Below are 22,763 nucleotides of genomic sequence, written 5' to 3' on the forward strand. Positions count from 1 at the left end.
CGTTCCGCGCGTCCGGGAGAGCGCTCTCTTTGGTAACAAGACATTGACGGATCCGTAACCCGAACCTTACTGTCCCTTCTCAAGAGAGCGCTCTCACGACTGCCGGACCACCACTCCGTACCCCGCCTTCTCCTCGTGAAGGGGACCTCCATGACCCTCCTGCGGGACTTCTCCCCCGACCCCGTACCCCCGGCCCCGCCCGTCCCGTCCCCCGCCCGCCGGCGCGGCCTGCGGGCGACCGCCCTCGTCGCCGCGTCGGTGCTCGCCGCCGGCCTGCTCGGCGTCGTGGTCGGCGGTGGCGGCACCGCCACCGCCGGCGCCGTCGGCGCGGGCAGTTACACCGAGACCCGGCCGCCCGGCACCCTGCTGCCGAAGGGCTGCGGCGCGATCAGCACCGACCCGAGGACGTTCGTCACCGCCGACGCGCCGTCCGGCGCGATCCCCACGAACGACTGGTGGTCGTCGCTGATCTGGAAGCGCAACAACTGCACCGGCAGCGAGATCCTGCACGCGCACCCGCTGGCCTTCAAGGCCGAGAACAACGGGCTCGGCCTGTCGTACACCACCACGCCGGCGATCAGCGGCACCGCGACCGGCGTCGGCGAGTTCCACTACCCGTACGGCGAGGACGTCCGCGTCGGGATGCCCGGGCTGTCCGCACCCGTGGTGAAGGCCGCCGGCTGGAGCGACTGGACGGTCACCGCCGACTGGAGCGACGGCAGCCGCACCATGCGCGCCAGCATCGGCCACGGGCTGCCGTTCAGCTACTACACGGTCAGCGGCGGCACCGCGCAGCTCACCGCCACCGCGACGCCCACCGTGTGGCGCAACTCCGGCGCCACCATCGGCTTCACGGTCAACGGCCACGACTACGTCGCGTACGCCCCGGCCGGGGCGACCTGGACCGTCAACGGCGCCGGCATCAGCTCGACGCTGGCCGGCAAGGGGTACTTCTCGGTCGCGGTGCTGCCCGGCGGCGGCGACCGGGCGGCGCTGGCCGACACGTACGCCCGGTACGCACACGCCCACGTCACCGGCACCCGGATGAGCTACGCCTACGACCCGTCCGCCGGCACCGTGCGCACCACGTACGCGTTCACCACCACGCCCCGCGAGGGCAGCGAGACGAAGACCGTGGTGGCGCTCTACCCGCACCAGTGGCGCAGCCTCACCGGCGCCACCCCGATCACCCCGACGTACGTCTCGGCGCGCGGCGCCATGCGGGTGCTCACCGGCGTGCCGTCGTTCACCACCTCGATGCGCTTCACCGGCGTGCTGCCCGAGGTGCCCGCCGTGGGCGACTCCAGCGGCGCGGACCTCTCCACAGTCACCGGCTACCTCAACGCCGAGCAGGGCAACCCGGAGGGCGTCAGCGGCACTGACACCTACTGGGCCGGCAAGGGGCTCGGCCGGGCCGCCCGGATCGCCGAGATCGCCGACCAGCTCGGGCAGACCTCGGTCCGCGACGCGGCGCTGACCGCGATGCGGAACCGGCTGACCAACTGGCTCACCGCCGGCTCCGGCGAGACCGGCCAGCTGTTCTACTACGACCGCAACTGGGGCACGCTGATCGGCTACCCGGCCTCGTACGGCTCCGACGAGGACCTCAACGACCACCACTTCCACTACGGCTACTTCATCGCCGCAGCGGCCACGCTGGCCAAGTTCGACCCGGGCTGGGCCGACGACAGCCGCTACGGCGGCATGGTCGACCTGCTGATCCGCGACGCCAACAACTACGACCGCGCCGACAGCCGCTTCCCCTACCTGCGGGACTTCGACATCTACGCCGGGCACGACTGGGCCTCCGGGCTGGCGCCGTTCTTCGCCGGCAACAACCAGGAGTCCTCGTCGGAGGGGATGAACTTCGCCAACGCGCTGATCCAGTGGGGCCAGGCCACCGGCGACACGGCCGTCCGCGACGCCGGTGTCTACCTGTGGACCACCCAGTCCGCGGCGATCTCCGAGTACTGGTTCGACGTGTACGACCAGAACTTCCCGGCCGCGTTCGGGCACAAGACGGTCGGCATGGTGTGGGGCGACGGCGGGGCGTACTCGACCTGGTTCTCCGCCGCGCCGGAGATGATCCAGGGCATCAACATGCTGCCGATCACCGGCGGTCACCTCTACCTGGGCGACTTCCCGGAGTACGTCAAGGCCAACTACGCCGAGCTGGTCACCAACAAGGGCGGCCCGCCGACCGTGTGGCAGGACATCGTCTGGGAGTTCCTGGCCCTCGGCGACGGCGAGCAGGCGCTGCGCAACTTCCGCGCCAACAGCGGGTTCACCAGCGAGGAGGGCGAGAGCAAGGCGCACACGTTCCACTGGATCCGCAACCTGGCCGCGCTCGGCACCGTGGACACCACTGTGACCGCGAACCACCCGCTGGCGAAGGTGTTCGTCAAGAACGGCGTCCGCACCTACGTGGCGTCGAACATCACCGCCCGGCCGCTGACCGTCACGTTCTCCACCGGTGTCACGCTCGCCGTGCCGGCCGGGAAGACCGCGACGTCCGGGGCGTACACGTGGAGCGGTGGCAACGCCACCGGCGGCGGCACCGTGCCGACCGGTCCCCCGCCGACCACGACGCCCACCCCGACCCCGACGCCGACCACCGCGAGTCCCACGCCGACCTCCGCGAGCCCCAGCCCGACGAGTACGGCCGGCCCGCTGACGCCGGTCCGGTACCTGCGGTCCGGCGGCGGGCTGGACGGCACCGCAGGCACCGCCGGCACGGTGAACGTGGCGGCGGCGACCGGCAACTCCGACGGCACGCCGACCAACCCGCAGGTGTTCACCGCCACCGGGCTGACCGGCACGTACACCGGCGGGGCGACCACGTTCGACCTGGCCGTCGACGCGGCTACCGCGGTCGGCAACGGCGTCCAGATCCGGGTCTCCTACGACCTGACCGGCGACGGCAGCGTCGAGCGGGTGGAGACCTACAGGTACTTCGCCACCGATCCGATCCCGGGTGCGGAGCGGTACCGGCAGGCCCAGGGCCTGCTCTCGTCCACCGGCACGCTGGGCAACCTGTCCGGCGGCACGGTACGCGTCGAGGTGTGGAACGCCATCGGTGGCGCACCCACGATCCTCGGCGTCGGCAACGCCTCGACGGTCACGCTGCCGTACGGCTCCTGACCCACGGTCCCGGCGCCCCGGCCCTCGTGGCCGGGGCGCCGGCGGCGGCAGCCCGGCGAGGTCAGGCGGTCACGTGGGCGCTGTCGCCCGCCGTCGCGGCGAACGACGTGCCGCTGACCATCCGCGCGGCGTCGGAGGCGAGGAACACGACGAGTGGCGCGGCGTCCTCCGGTTCCACCCACGGCACGCCCAGCGGCGTCTTCGACCGCAGCGCCTGAATCGCGGCGTGCTCCACCTCGGCGAGGTCACCGGAGGCCGGCTTCCCCGCCTCGACCAGCGCCTGCACGTAGCGGTCCCGATGCCGGGCCAGCGCGGTGTCGACCAGCCCGATCAGCCCCCACTTCGACGCCGAGTACGCGGACCCGTTCGTGGTGCCGTGCTGCCCCTGGGTGGACGACGTGACCACGATCCGGCCGCCGCCGCGGCGTACCAGCAGCGGCGCGAAGACCCGCAGCACGTTCGCCGCGCCCGTGAGGTTGACGTCGATCTGGTCGTGCCAATGCCGGTCGGTCATCTCCAGCAACGGCGCGAACGCCTGGATGCCGGCGTTGGCGAACAGCACGTCCACGCCGCCGTGTTCGGTTCCACCGCCTCGGCCACAGCGCGTACCGCGCCGATGTCGCGCTGGTCGGCCACGTGCGCGGACCAGCGGGCGCCGGCCGCCGTCACCCGCCGGCCGGTCTCGGCCAGGTCCTCCGGGCCGGCGGGCGGCAGATCCAGGATCGGGCTGACCGGCCCCGCGATGTCCGTCCCGGCCACGTCCGCGCCCGCCTCGGCCAGCGCGACCGCAGCGGCCCGGCCGATCCCCCGCGCCGCGCCGGTGACCACAGCGACCCGCCCCGACAACATCCCGGCCGCCACCGCGTCACCCCTCCCGTGGACTCCCCCACTCGCACCGTAAGCCCTGCCGCCCCCGCCCCGCCCGCAATCGAGACCCCGGTACGCCCGCCCAGATCACGGCGCCACCCAGCCTGTCCAAGGTCAACACCAGTACGGGGAAGTGGTGCCATCCAACCCGCCCCGACCCCGCCACCACCCCGAGCTGGTGTTGATCACACGAGCAACCCGGCCCTCCGCCGGCGTCGCTACGGGGAGGTGGCCTCGGCCAGCAGCTCCAGCAGGTGCCGGTACGGCTGCCCGGTGGCCCGCGCCAGCCCGATCTCGCAGGTGCGGTTCACCGAGGCGTACCCGTCGAAGGGGCGTGCCGCGACGGCGGCGGCCTCGGCCCGGGTGGCCGACGCGGTCAGTTCCGGATGCAGCAGTCCCCGGTCGCCGGCGAAGCCGCAGCACTGCCAGCCCTCCGGGACCACCACCTCGTCGGCGACCGCGCGGGCCACGGTGAGCAGCGCGTCGTCCAGGCCGAGCCGGACCGACGAGCAGGTCGGGTGCAGCGCGAGCGAACCGATCCGCCGGCGCACCGTCAGCCGGGGCAGCAGCGTGCCGGCGGTGTACGCGACCGCGTCGACGACCCGCAGGTCCCCGGCGCCGTCGAGCAGCCGTTCGAAACCCTCGGTGCAGGACGCGGCGTCGCTGACCACCGGCAGCGCGCCGTCGCGGCTCGCGGCGCGCAGCACCGGCGGCACGCGGTCGCGCACCGCCCGGTAGCCGTCGGTGAGGCCCTTGGAGGACCAGGGGGTGCCGCAGCACAGGTCGCCGACGCCGTCCGGCACGAGCAGGCGTACGCCGGCCCGCTCGGCGAGCGTGAGCAGCGCGGCGGCGACGCCGGTGCCGCCCTGCGCCGGGGCGAACAGCGTGCCCAGGCAGGACGGCACGAACACCGCGTCCGGGTCGTCGGCCGGGTGCGGGCGGCGCGGGGTGCCGCCGCGCGGCAGGTCCCGCTGCCAGCGCGGCACCCGGTCCGCGCCGAGCACCGCGCGGGCGGCCCGGGTGGCGGCCTCGGGCAGCGCGGGCGGCAGCGCCCCGGCCAGGTCGAGTCCCCGGGCCATGCCCCGGGTGGTGGCACCCCAGCGGCGGGCCGCCCCGCGCCAGGCGGTCCCCGCCGTCCGGCCGTGCTCCTGCGCGCGCAGCCGCTTGACCAGGTCACCGGTGTTGATCAGCACCGGGCATGCGGTGGCGCACATGCCGTCGACGGCGCAGGTCTGCACCGCGTCGTAGTCGTAGTCGTCGGTCAGCTCCCGGGCCAGCGCGGTGTCGCCGGCGGCCTGCGCGGCGGCGATCTCCCGGCGCAGCACGATGCGCTGCCGGGGCGTGGTGGTGAGGTCGCGGCTGGGGCAGACCGGCTCGCAGTAGCCACACTCGACGCAGCGGTCCACCTCCTCCTCCACCGTCGGCACGGTCTTGAGGTGCCGCATGTGGATCTCCGGGTCGTCGCTGAGCAGCACGCCCGGGTTCAGCACACCGTCCGGGTCGCAGAGCCTCTTCAGCTCGCGCATCACCTCGTACAGCTCGTCGCCGAACTGGCGGCGCACGTACGGGGCCATCACCCGGCCGGTGCCGTGCTCGGCCTTGAGCGTCCCGCCGTGGCCGAGCACCAGGTCGACCATCTCCTCGGTGAAGTCGGCGTAGCGCGCCGGGGCCTCACCGCCGTCGAACCGCTCGTTGAGCATGAAGTGCAGGTTGCCGTCCTTGGCGTGGCCGAAGATGACGCTGTCGGCGTACCGGTGCCGGTCGAACAGCTCGGCCAGCGACGCGCACGTGCCGGCGAGCGCCTCGACCGGGACGGCGATGTCCTCCAGCAGCGCCGTGGTGCCGGACGGGCGGGCGCCGGCCACCGCCGCGTACAGGCCCTTGCGGATGTGCCACAGCGCGGCGCGGGCGGCGGGCTCGCCGCTGAGCCGCGCCGGGGCGCTCAGCGGCAGGCCGGCCAGCACCGGTCCGGCGTCGGCGACCCGGTCGGCGAGCGCCGCCGGGTCGGACTCCTGCCACTCGGCGAGCAGCGCGGCGTGCCCGCGCACGGCCAGGCCGCGCAGCGTGGCGTCCGCCTTCGGGTCGCGCTGGGCGACCCGAAGGGCGGCGGCGTCGAGCAGCTCGATCGCCGCCGGCCCGGCGGCCACCAGCGCCGGCATGGCGGCCATCGCCGCGCCCAGGGAGTCGAAGACCAGCAGGCCGGTCGCGGCGTGCCGGTGCACGGGTACGGTGCGGAACGTCGCCGAGGCGACGAACGCGAGCGTGCCCTCGCTGCCCACCACGAGCCGGGTGAGCAGGTCGGCCGGGTCGTCGTGGTCGAGGAACGCGTTCACGCCGTAGCCCATGGTGTTCTTCATGGCGTACTGGGCGCGGATGCGGCGCACCGAGTCGGGGTTGCCGCGTACCCGGTCGCGCAGCCGCAGCAGCCCGGCGTGCAGGTCCGGTTCGGCGGCGCGCAGCCGGGCGTCGGCGTCCGGCGCGCCGGTGTCCAGCACGGTGCCGCTGGGCAGCGCGAGGACCAGCGACTCCAGCGTCCGGTACGTGTTGAACTCGGTGCCGCAGGTCATGCCGCTGGAGTTGTTGGCGACCACGCCGCCGACCGTGCACGCGGACTCGCTGGCCGGGTCGGGGCCGAGCTTGCGGCCGTACGGCGCCAGGCGCGCGTTCACCTGCCGCAGCACCACCCCGGGCTGCACCCGTACCCGCCGCCCGTCGTCGAGGACCGTCAGGTCGCGGAAGTGCCGCCGCACGTCGACGAGCAGCCGGTCGGTGACCGCCTGGCCGCTGAGGCTGGTGCCGCCGGAGCGGAACGTCAGCGGGGTGCCGGTGCGGGCACCGTAGGCCAGCAGCGCGGCGACCTGGCCGGCGTCGGCCGGTGTGATCACCGCGCCGGGGTGCAGCAGGTAGTGCGAGGCGTCGTGGGCCATCCGCAGCCGCTCCGCGGCCCGGGTCGCCACGCCACCGGGCACCACCGATTCCAGTCCGGCCCGCGTGGACGCGCTCAGCTCCGTCATGATCACCGCACCTCCCCCGGCTCACAGTAGTCACGCGCGGCGGGGCTCACCGCGCGGTGATCCGGTCCAGCACCCGCCGCTGGAACGCGCGGGCGGCCGGGCCGGACGGCGGCGTGCCGCCGCGGCGGGCCTCGATCGAGGCGCGGATCAGCGCGGCGTCCGGGTCGTCGGCGGCCACCCGCAGCCCGGCGTCGACCTTGCCCAGCCAGACGCCCTCGCGGATGCGCACCAGCGCGCGGCAGGCGCCGAGCACCGCGTCCTCCGCGCCGGGCGCCGGTTCGTCGCCGGGTGGCGTGGGCAGCGCCAGCCACCAGCGCAGCGCGTCCGCGAGCAGCGCCCGCAGCGCCTCCGGGGACGGGTCGGCGAACACGTCGGCGGCGGGCGGGCCTAGTAGCGTCCGGCCGGACTGGCGCAGGATGCTGCGGTCCAGCGCGTACCAGAACCGCCCGTCGGTGGCGGGCCGGTCGGCCGGGTCGTAGGTGGCGCGGAACGGCATGGTGGCGCCGGTGTTCAGCTCGACCTCGAAACCCGGCTCAAGGGTGCCGGAGGCGGCCACGTCGCGGCGGTAGACGACCAGTTCCAGGCCACGTGCCGGGCAGGGCAGCGACTCGTGCCGCAGCCGGTCCACGAGCAGGCGCTTGTCCGGCTCCGGCATCGGCCCGGCGGCCACCAGCGCCACGTCCACGTCGCTGCGTCCCGGCTGGTACGCGCCCAGCCCGACCGACCCGGCGGCGTACGCGCCGACCAGGTCCTCACCGAGCACGTCCCGGGAACGGCGGACCACTTCGGCCAGGTAGTCGCGGATGTCGTCGCGCATTCCGGCATCCTGCCCCGGCCCGGGCGCGGTCAGTCCGCCGGGTCCGGGCAGCACACGGTCAGCGCGCCCGGCACCACCTTCACCTTGAGGCGTTTCGCCTTGCCCCGGGCGCCGCCGTCCAGCTCGTACGTCTTCGGCGCGTCGAACCGCACCTTGATCTTGCGACCCCGGGTGATCCGCACGAAGGGCGACTCCTCGGAGCGCCCGGCGGCCATCCGGCCCAGCGTGCGCGCCCAGTCCACCGCGCCGCTGGCGGTGGACACGCCGACCTCCAGCGCCCCGTCGTCGGGGCGGGCGTCGTCGAAGGCCGGGATGCCGCCGGTGATGGTGCCGACGTTGCCGAACAGCACGCAACTCGCCTCGTCGTCGAACCAGTCGGCGCCGTCGACCCGGATCCGGGTCCGTACGCACTCGCCGCGCACGTGCCGCAGCCCGGTCCAGACGTACGCGATCCGGCCGAACCGGCCCTTGAGCTGCCGGTCGGCGTCCCGGATCAGGTCGCCGTCGAACCCTGCGCCGGCCATCACCGCGAAGTGCTCGCCGTTGATCCGGCCCAGGTCCAGCTCGCGCCGGCGGCCGTGCAGCGCGATGCGTACCGCCTCGGGCAGGTCGACCGGGATGCCCAGGTTCACCGCGAACAGGTTGGCCGTGCCGGCGGGCAGGATGCCCATCGGCACGCCGCTGCCCGCGAGCGCGTCGGCGCACCGCTGCACCATGCCGTCGCCGCCCCACACCAGCACCAGCTCGGCACCGGAGTCCAGCGCCGCGCGGACCCGCTTGGGCGCCTTCCGGCTCTTCGGCACCTCGTACCAGAGCAGTCGCCCGACCCCGGCGGCGACGAGCCGGGAGCGCAGCTCGTCGAGCCCTCCCCCGAACGTCTTCTTCCGGTGGGCGACGACAGCGACCACACCGGCCGGGGGCGCGGCGGGTGCGGGGGTGGTGTCCGGGCGTTCGGCCGTGCGCGTGTCCATGGCCCGGCTGGTACCCGGACGCCGCGGATCCCACGCCTGCGGCACGCCCGACACGGATCGACGGCGTACTGTGCCCGGGCCGCCACGTTCGGTACAGTGCAGCACGTCGATGCCCCCGGGGGCACGGGTCCGAAAGGTGTGGAATGTCGGGACAGGCCGGCTGGGTGGCGCGCTGCACGCTGCGCCTCGGTCTGCTGCTCGGCGGCGTGGCAGTGGTCTGGGGCGCCCACGAGGCCGCCTCCGGCTCGGCCGCCCACGCCGCCGAACGTCCGTCCGGCCCGCTCACCGCCACCGTCGGGGTGCTCACCCACACGCTCGGGACGGTGCTCGGCCTGCCCGCGTCCGGACCCGGCGAGGCGCCCGCCGCCGGTTCCGGCGACGCCACGGCGGAACCGGCGACGCCCGCCGCACCCGCGCCTGCTCCCGGCCCCGACGCATCCGGCCCAACCGCATCCGCGCCTGCCTCCGACTCCGCCGCGCAGGTGCCCGCACCCGACGCGACCGCGCCGAAGCCGGACACACCCGCGTCCGGCACGCCCGCGTCCGGCACCGGCCGGCCGAAGGCGCAGCCGGCCCCCGCGACGCCGGTGACCGGCCGGGTGGTCGAGGCGGTGGTGACGCCGGTACACGACCACGTGCTCACGCCCGTCACCGACGTCCTGCGCCCGGTCACCGACCCGGTACGTGACCGCGTGCTCGCGCCGGTCGCCGAGGGCCTGAGCCCGGTCACCGACCCGGTGAAGGCAGGCGTGCTCGACCCGGTGGCGGACCTGCTGTCGCCGGTCGTGGAGCCGCTGCGCCCGATCCTCGGCCCGGTCTGGCGGGGCCTGGAACCGGTGCTCGACCCGCTGGCACCGGTGCTCGACCCGCTCAGCCCGGTGACCGATCTGCTCGACCCGCCGGCCGCGCCGGACCCCGGATCACCGCCGGTACCCGGCGAGCCCGGGCCGGTCGAGCCGGGCCCGCCGGCCGAGCCGGTCCATCCGGCCGACCCGGCCGCGACGCCGGCGCCCGCTGCCGAGCGTGCGCACGACACACCGCCCGACCTCGGCGGCCCGGTGCTCGCCGCCCCGGCGGCGCGCACCCTGACCGTCGTCGGCACGCGGTGGGCCGACCCGGCACAGAGCCGGGCACCGGCGGCTGCCGGCCCCGCGGTGCACGTGACGACCACGCCCGCCGTGCCGCTGCCGCCGCACGGCCTCAGCCACGGCGGCGGCACGGTGCACAGCGAGGCGGCCGACGCGGACGCGAACCGCTGGCGGCTGCCGACCCTGGCCCACCGGTACGCGCGACCGACGGCCGATCCGATGCCGCCGTCGCGTACGTCACGCCCCGGCACCAGACCCGCCTGAGCGGACTCCACAGGCACCACCTCCGATCCGGAGCACGGGCGTGTCCCGCCCGTCTGCCGCATGCCGCGGCGGCGCCGTCGTCCGGCGCCCGCAACCGACCCGATCACGCCTGGACAACAGGAGTTCGTTCATGAGCACAGCCCTGCCCGTCGTCCGCGCCCGGTGGTGCGACATCGGCCGCATCGCCGATCTCGTCGCCGAGGCCCTCGCGCCCACCGCGCTGGCCGCCTGGCTCGTCCCCGACACGTCCCGCCGCCTGCCGGTCCTCGCCGCCGTGGCGCGGATCTGGACGGAACACGCGTTGCTGTTCGGCGACGCGTTCCTGCTGCCCGACGGCAGCGCCGCCACCGTGTGGTTCCACCGCTACCGCCCCATCCCCGCCCCCCACCGGTACGCCGACCGGCTCGCCGGCGCCGCCGGGGCGGACGAGGACCGGTTCCGCCGCCTCGGCGTGGAGCTGGCGGCACGCCGTCCGGCCGAGCCGCACAACCATCTGGCGCTGGTGGTCGCGCCCCGGGGCGGCGCGACGCAGGCGCTGTCCGCGGCGCAGCGCCGGATGGACACGTTGAGCCTGCCCACGTACGCGCATCCGTGCGCCGGTGAGCAGGCGGAGGAGCTGCTGCGGCGGCACGGCTACGCCGAGCGGGAGACGTTCGCCGCCCCCGACGGCACGCCGGTGCGGTCGTTGTGGCGGTCGGCGCCGTTCCACGCTGGCGGCAACGACAGGTGGCGGACCCGCCGGGCCGCCCGCCGGGATCGCGACGGCCGCGCCGCCGGATGGGCGGCGCGCTGACCGGGTGAGCCCTCCGGGCCGGGGCGGCGCCCGTGCGCCCCGGCCCGGAGCACGCCACACCGTCCGGGTTCTTCGGCCGGTGCCGTCGGCGCTGCTCGGTTAGCCTGCGAGCCGGGCACGACTCAGCCGAGCAGTCGGAGGTAACGCGTGCGGAACAGCGGATCCACAGCGGAACCGGGCGGCGCGGCACCGGTGCGCCCGAGGCGCAAGCGGCGGCGTCTGCTTGTCGTCCTCGCGGTCTGCACGCTGCTGGCCGGCTGCGGGCTGGTCGCCGGCGGCTACTACTTCGACAGCGTGCCGACGCCCAGCGACCTGAAGCTGCCCGAGTCCACCACCGTCTACTACGCCGACGGGCGCACGCCGATGGCGAAGCTGGGCGCGCAGAACCGCACCATCGTGCCGTACGACGAGATGAACGACTCGGCGAAGCAGGCGATCGTGGCGGCCGAGGACCGTACGTTCTGGACGAACCAGGGCATCGACGTCAAGGGTGTGCTGCGGGCGGCCTGGGCCAACATCAGCGGCGGGCAGCGGCAGGGCGCGTCCACCCTCACCCAGCAGTACGCGCGCATCGCCGCGGACCTGCGCGGGGTCACCTACTCCCGCAAGCTGCGCGAGGCGGTGATCGCGTGGAAGCTCGACGACGCGTACTCCAAGGAGGAGATCCTCGGTTTCTACCTGAACACCGTGCCGTTCGGGCGGGGCGCGTACGGCATCGAGGCGGCCGCGCAGACCTACTTCGGCAAGACGGTACGCCGGGACGCGCCGGCCGCGCGGCAGCTCACGCCGGCCGAGGCGATGGTGCTCTGCGCGATGGTGAAGCAGCCGGAGGCGGACCCGGCCGACCCGGAGGGCTCGCCCGGCTACGACCCGCGCCGCAACGCGCTGGCCCGGCAGAACTCGATCGACAGGTGGAACTACATCCGCGACGGCATGGTCAAGCTCGGCTACCTGACGCCGCAGCAGGCGGCGGATCTCGCGTACCCGGACACGGTCCGGCCGATCGACAAGGACGCGGGCCGGTCCGACCTGGACCGGCCGACCGGCCTGGTGGTCAACCACGTGCTCGCCGAGCTGCGCGAGACCGAGCCGTTCCGCGGTAAGCCCGACGAGGTGATCCGCGACGGCGGCTACCGGATCGTCACCACCATCGACAAGCGGGTGCAGGACGCGGCCGAGGCGGCGGCGGACATCCGCCGCGACACCGCGCCGCAGGCGGTACGCGGCCAGCCGCGCAACTGGCAGGCGGCGCTGGTGGCGGTGGAGCCGGGCACCGGGCGGGTGCTCGGCTACTACGGCGGCGACAAGGGCTCGGGCGCGGACTACGCCGGCTGGTACTACGACGAGAACGGCGAGACCCGCGGGTTCGGCCAGCATCCGCCGGGGTCGTCGTTCAAGGTGTACGACCTGGCCGCGGCCGTCCGCGACGGGATCTCGGTGAAGCAGCGGTTCGACTCGCCGGACACCAAGGAGTTCCCCGCCTCGGGGCGCACCAAGGGCAGCGCGGCGGGGCCGATCCGCAACGCCGAGCACGCGCCCTGCCAGCCGGACTGCGCGCTGTGGGAGGCGACAGTCGCCTCGCTGAACGTGACCTACTTCGAGCTGACCGAGAAGCTGGGCACCGCCAAGGTGATCGAGACGGCGCGGCAGGCCGGCGTTGAGTCGATGTGGGAGACGGTGCGGGGCAATCCCCGGCCGCAGCGCGTCGACCTGCGCAGCGACCCGGCCGACGAGGTGGCGAAGCGGTTCTCCACCGAGGTCGGGATCGGGCAGTACGGCATCACCGTGCAGGACCACGCGAACGGGATGGCGACGTTCGCCGCCGGCGGCAAGCGTGCCGACGCGCACTTCGTCCGGTCGGTGAGCAAGGACGACGAGGACGTGTGGACCGAGCAGTTGCGTACGACGGATCTGGGCCTGGACCGGGAGGCGATCGACCAGCTGGACTGGACGCTGCGCCGGGTCCGGGCCGCCGAGCTGGGCAACGGCTGGGACTCCGCCGGCAAGACCGGCACCTGGCAGGCCGGGCAGAGCACCACGCAGAACGTGCACACCTGGATGGTGGGCTGGACCGGCGCGCTCGCATCGGCCGTCTGGCTGGGCACCACCGACGGCAAGCCGCTGCGGACCAAGGGCGGCAGCTACGAGGTGTACGGCTCGACCGGCGCCGCGCCGATCTGGCGGCAGTTCATGACCCGGGCCACCGCGGCGATGAAGCTCGACCCGGAGAAGTACCGCTTCGGTCAGCCGGCTTTCCCCGGCGAGACCCCGGAGCCGACCCGGTCCGCGCCACCGCCGCCGACCACCGCCGCGCCGACACCGTCGGAGTCACCGAGCCCCAGCCCGTCCTCGTCGAGCCCGAGCCCGGAGCCGACCGGGCGGCCGACCTCGCGGCCGACGCTGACGCCGTCGCTGCCACCGCTGCCCACCGTGTCGCCGACGCGGACCCGCGGCCCGCGCTGACGCGGCCGGGCGACGGCTCGGCCGCCGCCCGGCCGCAGGGGCGGCGGCCTCGCGTCTATGCGCGCCATTCGCACACAGCGGCAACGTCCGCAATTTGCACCGGCGCCCATCCACCGTCGGCGATGTTCGCCCTGATCAGGGCCTATTGAAGATCATGGTTGCCTGAATCGACGCGTGCGGCGACACGCCCGACTGTCAGTCGTTGCCCAGGTCACTTATTGCTCCGGGCTCGCGCGGCGTGTGATTGTGCACCAGCGAGCCGCCGACCCCCGGCGAATCGCGACGGTCGATCTGTCGACCCGGAGCCACGCCGGCAGCTCCGGTGACCGGCCGTCACCCTGCCTCGCACCACCGCGCCGCCCGTCCCCACCGGGCTCCGTGCGGCGCGCCTGTAGAACAGGAGCAAACCCCCGTGAAACTCTCACCTCGCCTCGCCGCGCTCACCGGCGCGGCCGCGGCCGGCCTGCTCGCCGCAGGAACCGCCGCCGCCGTGCAGGCCGCGCCACCCGGACCCGCCGCCCCGAACCCGGCGCAGGCCCGCGCGACCGCCGCCGACTCCGCCCGCGCCCTGGTCGCGAACCGCCCCGCCTACCTGCAGGCCGGCTCCGACGACGCGTTCGTCCAGAAGCCGGTCATCTCCTCCGAGGGCACCCAGTACGTGCCCTACGAGCGCACCTACAAGGGCCTCCCGGTGGTCGGCGGCGACTTCGTGCTCGCCACGGACTCGGCCGGCAACCTGAAGTACGCCTCGGTCGCCCAGCAGCGGCCCATCGGCGCCCTCGCCACCACGCCCGCGCTGACCCCGGCCGCCGCCGCGAAGACGGCGCGTGCCCAGCTCAAGACCGTCGACGCGGTCGAGGGCACCACGCTCGTGGTCTACACGCTCGGCGCCGCACCGGCGCTGGCCTGGGAGACCACGGTACGCGGCACCGGCGCGGACGGGCCCAGCCGGCTCACCGTCGACGTCGACGCCCGCACCGGCGCGGTCCTGCGCAAGCAGGAACACGTCGTCCGCGGCACCGGCACCGGCGCCTGGAACGGGCCCAGCCCGCTCACGCTCAACACCACCCAGTCGGGCTCCACGTACACCATGAAGGACCCGACCGTCACCAACCTGAGCTGCCAGGACGCGGCGAACAACACCACGTTCAGCGGCTCCGACGACGTGTGGGGCAACGGCACCGCCACGAACAAGGAGACCGGCTGCGTGGACGCGCTGTTCTCCGCGCAGACCGAGCACAAGATGCTCGCCCAGTGGCTGGGCCGCAACGGCGCCAACGGCAACGGCGGCTACTGGCCGATCCGGGTGGGCCTCAACGACCAGAACGCCTACTACGACGGCAGCCAGGTGCAGATCGGCAAGAACACCGCCGGCCAGTGGATCGGCTCGCTGGACGTGGTGGCGCACGAGATCGGCCACGGCATCGACGACAACACCCCGGGCGGCATCTCCGGCGGCGGCACGCAGGAGTTCGTGGCTGACACGTTCGGCGCGGCCACCGAGTGGTTCGCCAACGAGCCGTCCAGCTACGACGCGCCGGACTTCCTGGTCGGCGAGAAGATCAACCTGGTCGGCTCCGGCCCGATCCGCAACATGTACAACCCGTCGGCGCTCGGCGACCCGAACTGCTACTCCAGCAGCATCCCGTCGACCGAGGTGCACGCCGCGGCCGGCCCGGGCAACCACTGGTTCTACCTGCTCGCCAACGGCAGCAGCCCGACCAACGGGCAGCCGTCCAGCTCGACCTGCAACGGCAGCAGCGTGACCGGCCTGGGCATCCAGAAGGCCATGAAGATCATGTACAACGGCATGCTGCTGAAGACCTCGTCCTCGTCGTACCTGAAGTACCGCACCTGGACGCTGCAGGCGGCGAAGAACCTCTACCCGGGCAGCTGCGCGGAGTTCAACACGGTCAAGGCGGCCTGGGACGCGGTGAGCGTGCCGGCCCAGTCCGGTGACCCGACCTGCTCCGGCGGCACCCCGACGCCCACCCCGAGCACCACGACCACCCCGCCGTCGGGCGGTTGCTCCGGCAACAAGCTCGCCAACCCGGGCTTCGAGTCGGGCAACGTGAACTGGAGCGCCTCGTCCGGCGTCATCACCACCGACAGCGGCCAGGCCGCGCACGGCGGCTCGTACAAGGCGTGGCTGGACGGGTACGGCTCGTCGCACACCGACACGCTCAGCCAGTCGGTGACGATCCCGGCCGGATGCCGGGCGACGTTGAGCTTCTGGCTGCACATCGACAGCGCGGAGTCGACCACCAGCACCGCGTACGACAAGCTCACCGTCAAGGCGGGCAGCACCACGCTGGCCACGTACTCGAACCTGAACAAGGCCACCGGCTACGTGCAGCGGTCCTTCGACGTCTCGTCGCTGGCGGGCACCACGGCGACCATCTCGTTCAGCGGCGTGGAGGACAGCTCGTTGCAGACGTCCTTCGTCGTCGACGACACCGCGGTCACCCTGAGCTGACCGTGGCGTAGCGCGGCCGGTCGTCGTCCTCCCGGCGGCCGGCCGCCTCGTCGTGTCAGGCCGGTGCCGCGTCGCGCGTGGTCGGCACCCCGGGCGGGTGCGGCGCCTCGTCGTGCCGGGGCGTGTGCGGTCGGGTCAGACCGCGCGCCCGGCCCGGGACCCAGCGCCGCGGTCGCGGTGGATCCGCGCGGCCGCCTCGTGCATCGCGCGGCCGAACAGCTCGGCCTGGTCGCCCATGCTGCCGAGCCGGGCGGCGAGCGCGTCGGCGTCGGCCCGGGCCGACGCGCTGACCCGGTCGTCCAGCTCGGACAGCGCGGCGTTGGCGGCGGTCACGAGGTGTCCGCAGAGGACGTCGAGGGGCTCGCCGGCCAGCTCCGGGTCGATCGTCACGGAATCGAGCCGGCCACCCTGGACGGCGACCGCGCGGACCCGGCCGCCGGCTGCAGTGCCCTCGGCGAGCAGCAGGTCGCCCGGCTCGCCGTCGGCGTGTGCCGAGGCCCGGGAGCGCATCGCGGTGAGCGCCTGCTGCGTGCGGGTCAGCAGCTCGTCGATGCTCGCGGCCGCCGAGAACGGGTCGTTGGTCATATCCGCGCTTTCTTCACGTCTTAGCCGAGCATGCGTGACCCTAGCAACCGGCTCCGACGAATCGCCGTCACCGGCCGGTCCGGGTCGCGTCCCGGCGCCGCGAGCAGGCCGGACACCGGCCACGCGGCGTGTCGCGGACGGCCGGGCGCCCGGCCGGGACGAACCGGCCGGGCGCTCGGACGAGGTCAGCGCAGGCGCAGCTGCTGACCGGGGAAGATCAGGCCCGGGTCGTCGCCGACCACGGCGCGGTTGCGCTCGTGCAGGGCACGCCAGCCGCCGTCGACGCGCTGCGCCACGGCGATCTCCGACAGCGTGTCCCCGCGCCGGACGACGTACGTCCCGGCGCCGGACGACGGCCGCGGCGCCGCCTTCGTCGTGGCGCGTTCCGGCGCGGCCTTCGTCGCGGCGGCCCGCTTCGGCGCCGCCTTCCTCGGTGCCGCCTTCGTGGTGGCCCGCTCGGACCGGGTCGCCGTGCTGGCCGAGCCGCCCTTCTTGCCGCAGACCGGCCACGCGCCGATGCCCTGGCCGCGCAGCACCTTCTCCGCGACGGCGATCTGCTCGGACCGGCTGGCCAGGTCGGCGCGCGCGGCGTACTTCTGGCCGCCGTAGCCGTTCCAGGTGGTGCGGGAGAACTGGAGCCCGCCGTAGTAGCCGTTACCGGTGTTGATCTTCCAGTTGCCGCCGGACTCGCAGCGCGCGACCGCGTCCCAGTTGACGCCCGCGCTGGCCGGAGCGGCCGGGCCGAACAGGGTCGCGGCGCCGACGGCGGCGCCGGCCAGGACCGCTCCGAGAGCGGTACGGCGGCTTCGGGCTGAGTATTCAGTTGCCATGTGGATTCCTCCACGCCGACGAGGTGAGCTGTCGGGTTCGGGCCGAGGAGCCCGGCCGCCGGTGGCGGCTTCACCCCGAGGTGACGATGCACCGTGGAACGTGTGGTTCCCCCGCTCCCGCACGAGGTTCGGTTACCGGGGCCGGCGGCGGGATTTGGCGTTTCCGGCCTGCGGTGTCCGCGTCTGCGAACGAAACCGACGCTAGGAGCGATTTGTGATGATCGTCCACTTCTTGTGACCCTCTTCACCCGGCCGGGCGACCGGCGGCGGCGCTACGGTGGCAGGGCCAGGCAAGATCACGGGAGGGCTTGACGGATGACCGATCACGGACACGAGCTGACCTTCGGCGGCTTCATCACCCCCGCCGCCGGGCAGCCCGACCAGGTGGTGGCGCTGGCCCGGCTCTGCGAGCAGGTCGGGCTGGACCTGGTCACGTTCCAGGACCACCCCTACCAGCCGGGCTTCCTGGACACCTGGACGCTGATGTCCTACGTGGCCGCCGCGACCGAACGTATCCGCCTGGCCGGAAACGTCCTCAACCTGCCGTTGCGCCAGCCGGTGGTGCTGGCCCGCAGCGTCGCCAGCCTGGACCTGCTCACCGGCGGCCGGGTCGAGCTGGGACTCGGTGCGGGCGCGTTCTGGGACGCGATCGAGGCGGCGGGCGGGCGACGCCTGTCCCCCGGCGCCGCCGTCGAGGCCCTCGACGAGGCGATCCGGGTGATCCGCGAGGTCTGGGACACCGACCGCCGCGGCATGATCCGCGTCGACGGCGAGCACTACCGGGTGGTCGGCGCCAAGCGCGGTCCGGCGCCCGCGCACCCGGTGGGCATCTGGGTCGGCGCGTACAAGCCGCGCATGCTGCGCCTGGTCGGCCGCGCCGCGGACGGCTGGCTGCCGTCCCTGTCGTACCTGCCGAAGGGCCCCGACGAGCTGCCCGCCCTGAACGCGCTCGTCGACGAGGGCGCTCAGGCCGCCGGGCGCGACCCGGCCACGATCCGCCGCATGCTCAACGTGACCGGCACGTTCGCCCGCTCGTCGGCCGGTTTCCTGGCCGGGCCGCCGGAGCAGTGGGTGGAGGAGCTGGCCGGGCTCACCCTGGAGCACGGCATCACCACGTTCATCCTCGGCAGCGACGAGCCGCGCGCGATCCAGATCTTCGGCCAGGAGGTCGCGCCCGCCGTGCGGGAGCTGGTCGCCGCCGAGCGCACCGCGCCCGCCGGCGGAACCCGCACGGCCGCCGACGAGCAGACCGCCGCCGCCGGCCCGAGCACGCTCGGCGTCACCCCCACCCCCGACCCGGGGGTACGCCTGAGCGCGCGCCGCCCTTGGGACGAGTCCACCCGCCCGAGCGCCCCGCCGCCGCCGGCCGGGCGCGTCTACCCGGCCCGCGGACAGGCCGCCGGGCAGCACCTGGTGGACGTGCACGACCACCTGCGCCAGGAGCTGGCCCAGGTGCGCGATCTGCTGGAACAGGTCAAGCAGGGCACTGTCTCGCCGGGCCGGGCGCGGGCCGCCCTCAACGAGATGACCATGCGACAGAACAACTGGACGCTCGGGGCGTACTGCGCGGCGTACTGCACGATGGTCACCCAGCACCACGGGCTGGAGGACGCCTCGATCTTCCCTCACCTGCGCCGCTCCGAGGCCGGGCTGGCGGCAGTGCTGGACCGCCTCGAGGAGGAGCACGTGGTGATCCACGGCGTGGTGGAGAGCGTCGACCGGGCGCTCGTCGAGCTGGTCCGGCACCCCGGCGACTTCACGCAGCTCCAGGAGGCGGTGGACCTGCTCACCGACACGCTGCTGTCGCACCTGTCGTACGAGGAGCACCAGATCGTCGAGCCGCTGGCCCGGCACGGATTCTTCCCCGGCCAGCTGTGAGGTAGCTGACTTCTGCTTTCCTAAGCCAGGGGGTACCGTCGACGCCATGACGGACCTCCTCGCGCAGCGTGACTCCTGGTCCACCGCCAACTGCTCGATCGCCCGGGCACTGGAGGTGGTCGGCAACCGCACCACGCTGCTCCTGCTGCGGGAGGCGTCGTTCGGCACCCGCCGCTTCGACGACTTCGCCCGGCGGGTCGGCGTCAGCGAGCCGGTGGCCGCCGCCCGCCTCAAGCAGCTCGTCGCCGACGGGCTGCTCGACCGGCGTCCCTACCGCGAGCCCGGGCAGCGCACCCGCGACGAGTACGTGCTCACCGCGAAGGGCAGCGACCTGATCCCGGTGCTGGTCGCGCTGCGGCAGTGGGGCGACGCGTACGCCGCCGACGAGGCGGGCCCGGCGGTCCGGGTGGCCCACAACGAGTGCGGCGCCCCGGTGCACGCCCGGCTGCGCTGCGACGCCGGGCACGACGTACCGCCCGGTGAGCTCGCCGTCCTGCCCGGTCCGGGCCTGCTGTCCGCCTGACTCCCCTCCCTCACCACACCTCGGAGCGACACATGAAGATCGCTGGAAGCACCGCCCTGGTCACCGGCGCCAACCGCGGCTTCGGCCGCACCTGGCCGCCGAACTCGCCGCGCGCGGTGCCACCGTCTGGGCCGGCGCCCGCAACCCGGACGCCGTGGACCTGCCCGGCGTGACCCCGGTACGCCTGGACGTCACCGACCCCGCGTCGGTCGCCGCCGCCGCGGAGCGGGCCGGTGACGTGACGCTGCTCGTCAACAACGCCGGCGTGAGCACCGGCACCGACCTGCTCGACGGCGACCTCGAGAAGATCCGGTTGGAGCTGGAGACGCACTACCTCGGCACGCTGTCGGTGGTGCGGGCGTTCGCGCCCCGGATCGCCGCGAACGGCGGCGGCACGATCCTGAACGTGCTGTCCGCGCTGTCCTGGTTCACGTTCCCCGGCGTCGGCGCGTACGGCGCGGCCAAGGCCGCCGAGTGGTCGATGACGAACGCCCTGCGCCTGGAGCTGGCCGGCCGGGGCGTCCGCGTCGCGGGCCTGCACGTGGGCTACATGGACACCGAGATGGCCGCCGCCGTACCCGGCCCGAAGGCCCACCCGGCCGACGTCGCCCGGCTCGCCGCCGACGGCATCGAGTCCGACAGCTACGAGATCCTGGCCGACGACGTCGCCCGTCGGGTCCAGGCCGGACTGTCCGGCGGCGTGGCCGCGCTCTACCCCGCCCTCCCCTGAGCCGACCGGGCTCGCCGCCCCGGCGCGCCGGCTCAGCGGCCCCTTCACCAGCCAACGGCGATTACGGCCGGCCGCGCGGCTGGACACCAGGCCGGCGCCTCACCGGCTCCAGCAGATCCAGCCCGACCCACACCCGTCCACCCAGGCAGGCCCTGCCGACGCGGGCCTGCAGAGACCACCCACCGGAAGCTCACTCACCGAGCCCGCTCCCTCCATCTGGGACTGATCTTCCCCATCCTGGGACAAGCCAGCTTGATCCACGCCAGCTCGGCGAGGTGGCGGTATCGGGGGCATCCTGATACCGCCACCTCGGCGTAATGGAGTCGATCAAGCCGGCCGGGTCCGGCCGGCGGGGCGGGTGGGGCTACAGGCCTCGGGCCAGGCGGTCGGCGAGGATCCGGGTGAACCGGGCCGGGTCGGCCAGCTCGCCGCCCTCGGCCAGCAGCGCCATGCCGTACAGCAGCTCGGCGGTCTCGGTCAGCGCCGCGGCGTCGGCACCCTCGCCGTGCGCCTTGCGCAGCCCGGTGACCAGCGGGTGGGCCGGGTTCAGCTCCAGGATCCGCTTGACCCGGGGCACCTCCTGGCCCATCGCCCGGTACATCTTCTCCAGCGTCGGCGTCATGTCGTGCGCGTCGCCCACCACGCAGGCCGGCGAGGTGGTCAGCCGGGTGGACAGCCGCACCTCCTTGACGCTGTCGGCGAGCGCGCCGCCGAGGAACGTGAGCAGGTCGGCGTACTCCTGTCGTTCCGCCTCTGCCTTCTCCTTCTCCTCCTCGGTCTCCAGGTCCACCTGCCCCTTGGCGACCGAGCGCAGCGTCTTCCCGTCGTACGCGCCGACGCGCTCGACCCACACCTCGTCCACCGGGTCGGTGAGGATCAGCACCTCGTAGCCCTTGGCGCGGAACGCCTCCAGGTGCGGCGAGTTCTCGATGGTGGCCCGGTTCTCGCCGGTGGCGTAGTAGATCTCGCTCTGCCCGTCCTTCATGCGCTCCACGTAGTCGCGCAGCGTGGTCGGCTCGGCCGGGTCGTGGGTGCTGGCGGCGCGGACGAGTTCCAGCAGCGTCTCGGTGTTGTCCGGGTCCTCCAGCAGACCCTCCTTGACCACCGCGCCGAACTCGGTCCAGAACGTGCGGTACGACTCGGCGGACATGTCCTTGAGCGTGGCGAGCACCTTCTTGACCAGCCGGCGGCGCACCGCGCGGATCTGCCGGTCCTGCTGGAGGATCTCCCGGGAGATGTTCAGCGACAGGTCGTGCGCGTCCACCACGCCCTTGACGAAGCGCAGGTAGTTGGGCATCAGCGCGTCGCAGTCGTCCATGATGAACACGCGCTTGACGTAGAGCTGCACGCCGCGGCGGCCCTGCGGGGAGAACAGGTCGAGCGGGGCGTGCGAGGGCAGGAACAGCAGCGCCTCGTACTCGAAGGTGCCCTCGCCGCGCATGTGGATCGTCTCGAGCGGGTCGGCCCAGTCGTGCGCGACGTGCCGGTAGAACTCCTTGTACTCGGCCTCGTCGACCTCGTCCCGCGAACGCGCCCAGAGCGCCTTCATCGAGTTGAGCGTCTGCTCCTCGCGGGTGGTGGCGCCGTCCTCGCCGGGCTTGTCGACAGTCATCCGGATCGGCCACGAGATGAAGTCGGAGTACCGCTTGACGATCTCGCGGATCGTCCACTCGGCGGTGTAGTCGTGCAGGTTGTCCTCGGTGTCGACCGCCTTGAGGTGCAGCGTGACCGAGGTGCCCTGGGGTGCGTCCTCGACCTCCTCGATCGAGTACGTGCCCTCGCCCGCGGACTCCCAGCGGGTGCCGCCGGACTGCCCGGCGCGGCGGGTCAGCAGCGTCACCTTGTCGGCCACCATGAACGTGGCGTAGAAGCCGACGCCGAACTGGCCGATCAGCTCCTGGGACGCGGCGGTGTCGGCGGACTCGCGCAGCTTGCACAGCAGCTCGGCGGTGCCCGACTTGGCGATCGTGCCGATCAGGCCGACCACCTCGTCGCGGGTCATGCCGATGCCGTTGTCCCGCACGGTGAGCGTACGGGCGTCCTTGTCGACCTCGATTTCGATGTGCAGGTCGGACGTGTCCGCCGGCAGCTCCTTGTCGACGAGCGACTCCAGCCGCAGCTTGTCCAGCGCGTCGGACGCGTTCGAGATCAGTTCGCGCAGGAAGACGTCCTTGTTCGAGTAGATCGAGTGCACCATCAGCTGCAACAGCTGACGAGCTTCGGCCTGGAACTCCAACGTCTCGACCCGGTCGCTCACACCGACTCCCTTCCCTCTGGCGGGCCTACGGCGCAAAGGATACGAGGGGTGACCAAGGGGGCACGC

The 22,763-nt window shown here is 73.8% G+C and carries 15 protein-coding genes, 1 pseudogene and 1 riboswitch; of the genes and pseudogenes, 8 read left to right on the top strand and 8 right to left on the bottom strand.

All coding sequences use genetic code 11. The annotated features are described in order from the left end of the window. Positions 1-150 precede the first annotated feature (150 nt). Positions 151-3,141, top strand: coding sequence for a glycosyl hydrolase (locus tag OC439_RS00340; protein ID WP_262011613.1), 2,991 nt, complete (start codon positions 151-153; stop codon positions 3,139-3,141). A gap of 61 nt (positions 3,142-3,202) precedes the next feature. Here OC439_RS00340 and OC439_RS30235 read toward each other — a convergent pair whose 3' ends face one another. The 5 genes from OC439_RS30235 to OC439_RS00360 form a co-directional block, all read right to left on the bottom strand. Next, entirely contained in the window at positions 3,203-3,709 is a 507-nt protein-coding gene (locus OC439_RS30235; protein ID WP_315985892.1) for an SDR family NAD(P)-dependent oxidoreductase, read from the bottom strand. Further along, positions 3,652-4,002: a hypothetical protein gene (locus OC439_RS30240; RefSeq protein WP_315985893.1), complete on the bottom strand. Its 351-nt coding sequence runs from the start codon at positions 4,000-4,002 to the stop codon at positions 3,652-3,654. Before OC439_RS30240 ends, OC439_RS30235 begins: the two co-directional genes overlap by 58 nt. Positions 4,003-4,226: 224 nt before the next feature. Continuing rightward, on the bottom strand, positions 4,227-7,022 hold the full coding sequence (locus OC439_RS00350) for an FAD-binding and (Fe-S)-binding domain-containing protein (RefSeq protein WP_262011614.1): 2,796 nt from the start codon (positions 7,020-7,022) through the stop codon (positions 4,227-4,229). 46 nt (positions 7,023-7,068) lie between these two features. Further along, positions 7,069-7,839, bottom strand: coding sequence for a nucleotidyltransferase domain-containing protein (locus tag OC439_RS00355; RefSeq protein WP_262011615.1), 771 nt, complete (start codon positions 7,837-7,839; stop codon positions 7,069-7,071). Between the two features lie 29 nt (positions 7,840-7,868). Further along, on the bottom strand, positions 7,869-8,810 hold the full coding sequence (locus tag OC439_RS00360) for a diacylglycerol/lipid kinase family protein (RefSeq protein WP_262011616.1): 942 nt from the start codon (positions 8,808-8,810) through the stop codon (positions 7,869-7,871). 143 nt (positions 8,811-8,953) lie between these two features. On the opposite strand from OC439_RS00360, the gene OC439_RS00365 reads away from it, so the two are divergent. The 4 genes from OC439_RS00365 (at position 8,954) to OC439_RS00380 (ending at position 15,894) form a co-directional block, all read left to right on the top strand. Continuing rightward, complete coding sequence (locus OC439_RS00365; protein WP_262011617.1) at positions 8,954-10,162, top strand: hypothetical protein; 1,209 nt, start codon at positions 8,954-8,956, stop codon at positions 10,160-10,162. A 130-nt stretch (positions 10,163-10,292) separates the two neighbouring features. Then, a complete protein-coding gene (locus tag OC439_RS00370; protein ID WP_262011618.1) occupies positions 10,293-10,955 on the top strand; it encodes a hypothetical protein in 663 nt (220 codons plus the stop codon). Positions 10,956-11,102: 147 nt separating this feature from the next. Continuing rightward, positions 11,103-13,418, top strand: coding sequence for a transglycosylase domain-containing protein (locus OC439_RS00375; RefSeq protein ID WP_262011619.1), 2,316 nt, complete (start codon positions 11,103-11,105; stop codon positions 13,416-13,418). A gap of 412 nt (positions 13,419-13,830) precedes the next feature. Next, positions 13,831-15,894: a M4 family metallopeptidase gene (locus OC439_RS00380; RefSeq protein WP_262011620.1), complete on the top strand. Its 2,064-nt coding sequence runs from the start codon at positions 13,831-13,833 to the stop codon at positions 15,892-15,894. A gap of 135 nt (positions 15,895-16,029) precedes the next feature. Here OC439_RS00380 and OC439_RS00385 read toward each other — a convergent pair whose 3' ends face one another. Further along, a complete protein-coding gene (locus tag OC439_RS00385) occupies positions 16,030-16,479 on the bottom strand; it encodes a YbaB/EbfC family nucleoid-associated protein (protein WP_135240320.1) in 450 nt (149 codons plus the stop codon). A gap of 185 nt (positions 16,480-16,664) precedes the next feature. Then, positions 16,665-17,309, bottom strand: coding sequence for a LysM peptidoglycan-binding domain-containing protein (locus OC439_RS00390; protein WP_262011621.1), 645 nt, complete (start codon positions 17,307-17,309; stop codon positions 16,665-16,667). Continuing rightward, a riboswitch (cyclic di-AMP (ydaO/yuaA leader) is annotated at positions 17,308-17,453 on the bottom strand. Its footprint overlaps the gene before it by 2 nt. A 171-nt stretch (positions 17,454-17,624) precedes the next feature. Here OC439_RS00390 and OC439_RS00395 point away from each other — a divergent pair. The 3 genes and pseudogenes from OC439_RS00395 (at position 17,625) to OC439_RS00405 (ending at position 20,440) form a co-directional block, all read left to right on the top strand. Next, positions 17,625-19,187, top strand: coding sequence for an LLM class flavin-dependent oxidoreductase (locus OC439_RS00395; protein ID WP_262011622.1), 1,563 nt, complete (start codon positions 17,625-17,627; stop codon positions 19,185-19,187). A gap of 46 nt (positions 19,188-19,233) precedes the next feature. Beyond that, positions 19,234-19,710 carry a winged helix-turn-helix transcriptional regulator gene (locus tag OC439_RS00400; RefSeq protein WP_262011623.1) on the top strand — a complete coding sequence of 159 codons (477 nt, stop codon included), beginning with the start codon at positions 19,234-19,236 and terminating at the stop codon, positions 19,708-19,710. 32 nt (positions 19,711-19,742) lie between these two features. Then, positions 19,743-20,440, top strand: a pseudogene (locus OC439_RS00405) (SDR family oxidoreductase). Positions 20,441-20,804: 364 nt separating this feature from the next. Here the strand turns inward: OC439_RS00405 and htpG are convergent. Then, positions 20,805-22,697 carry a molecular chaperone HtpG gene (gene htpG, locus OC439_RS00410; protein WP_262011624.1) on the bottom strand — a complete coding sequence of 631 codons (1,893 nt, stop codon included), beginning with the start codon at positions 22,695-22,697 and terminating at the stop codon, positions 20,805-20,807. Between the last annotated feature and the right edge of the window lie 66 nt (positions 22,698-22,763).

The organism is Micromonospora sp. Mcm103, from assembly GCF_024519755.1.
Taxonomy (GTDB): Bacteria; Actinomycetota; Actinomycetes; order Mycobacteriales; family Micromonosporaceae; genus Micromonospora; species Micromonospora aurantiaca.

Bases quoted from the DNA above. Each gene is read 5' to 3' on its own strand.
- OC439_RS00340 (WP_262011613.1), top strand. From the start codon at position 151: ATGACCCTCCTGCGGGACTTCTCCCCCGACCCCGTACCCCCGGCCCCG.
- OC439_RS00350 (WP_262011614.1), bottom strand. From the start codon at position 7,022: ATGACGGAGCTGAGCGCGTCCACGCGGGCCGGACTGGAATCGGTGGTG.
- OC439_RS00355 (WP_262011615.1), bottom strand. From the start codon at position 7,839: ATGCGCGACGACATCCGCGACTACCTGGCCGAAGTGGTCCGCCGTTCC.
- OC439_RS00360 (WP_262011616.1), bottom strand. From the start codon at position 8,810: ATGGACACGCGCACGGCCGAACGCCCGGACACCACCCCCGCACCCGCC.
- OC439_RS00365 (WP_262011617.1), top strand. From the start codon at position 8,954: ATGTCGGGACAGGCCGGCTGGGTGGCGCGCTGCACGCTGCGCCTCGGT.
- OC439_RS00370 (WP_262011618.1), top strand. From the start codon at position 10,293: ATGAGCACAGCCCTGCCCGTCGTCCGCGCCCGGTGGTGCGACATCGGC.
- OC439_RS00385 (WP_135240320.1), bottom strand. From the start codon at position 16,479: ATGACCAACGACCCGTTCTCGGCGGCCGCGAGCATCGACGAGCTGCTG.
- OC439_RS00390 (WP_262011621.1), bottom strand. From the start codon at position 17,309: ATGGCAACTGAATACTCAGCCCGAAGCCGCCGTACCGCTCTCGGAGCG.
- OC439_RS00395 (WP_262011622.1), top strand. From the start codon at position 17,625: ATGACCGATCACGGACACGAGCTGACCTTCGGCGGCTTCATCACCCCC.
- OC439_RS00400 (WP_262011623.1), top strand. From the start codon at position 19,234: ATGACGGACCTCCTCGCGCAGCGTGACTCCTGGTCCACCGCCAACTGC.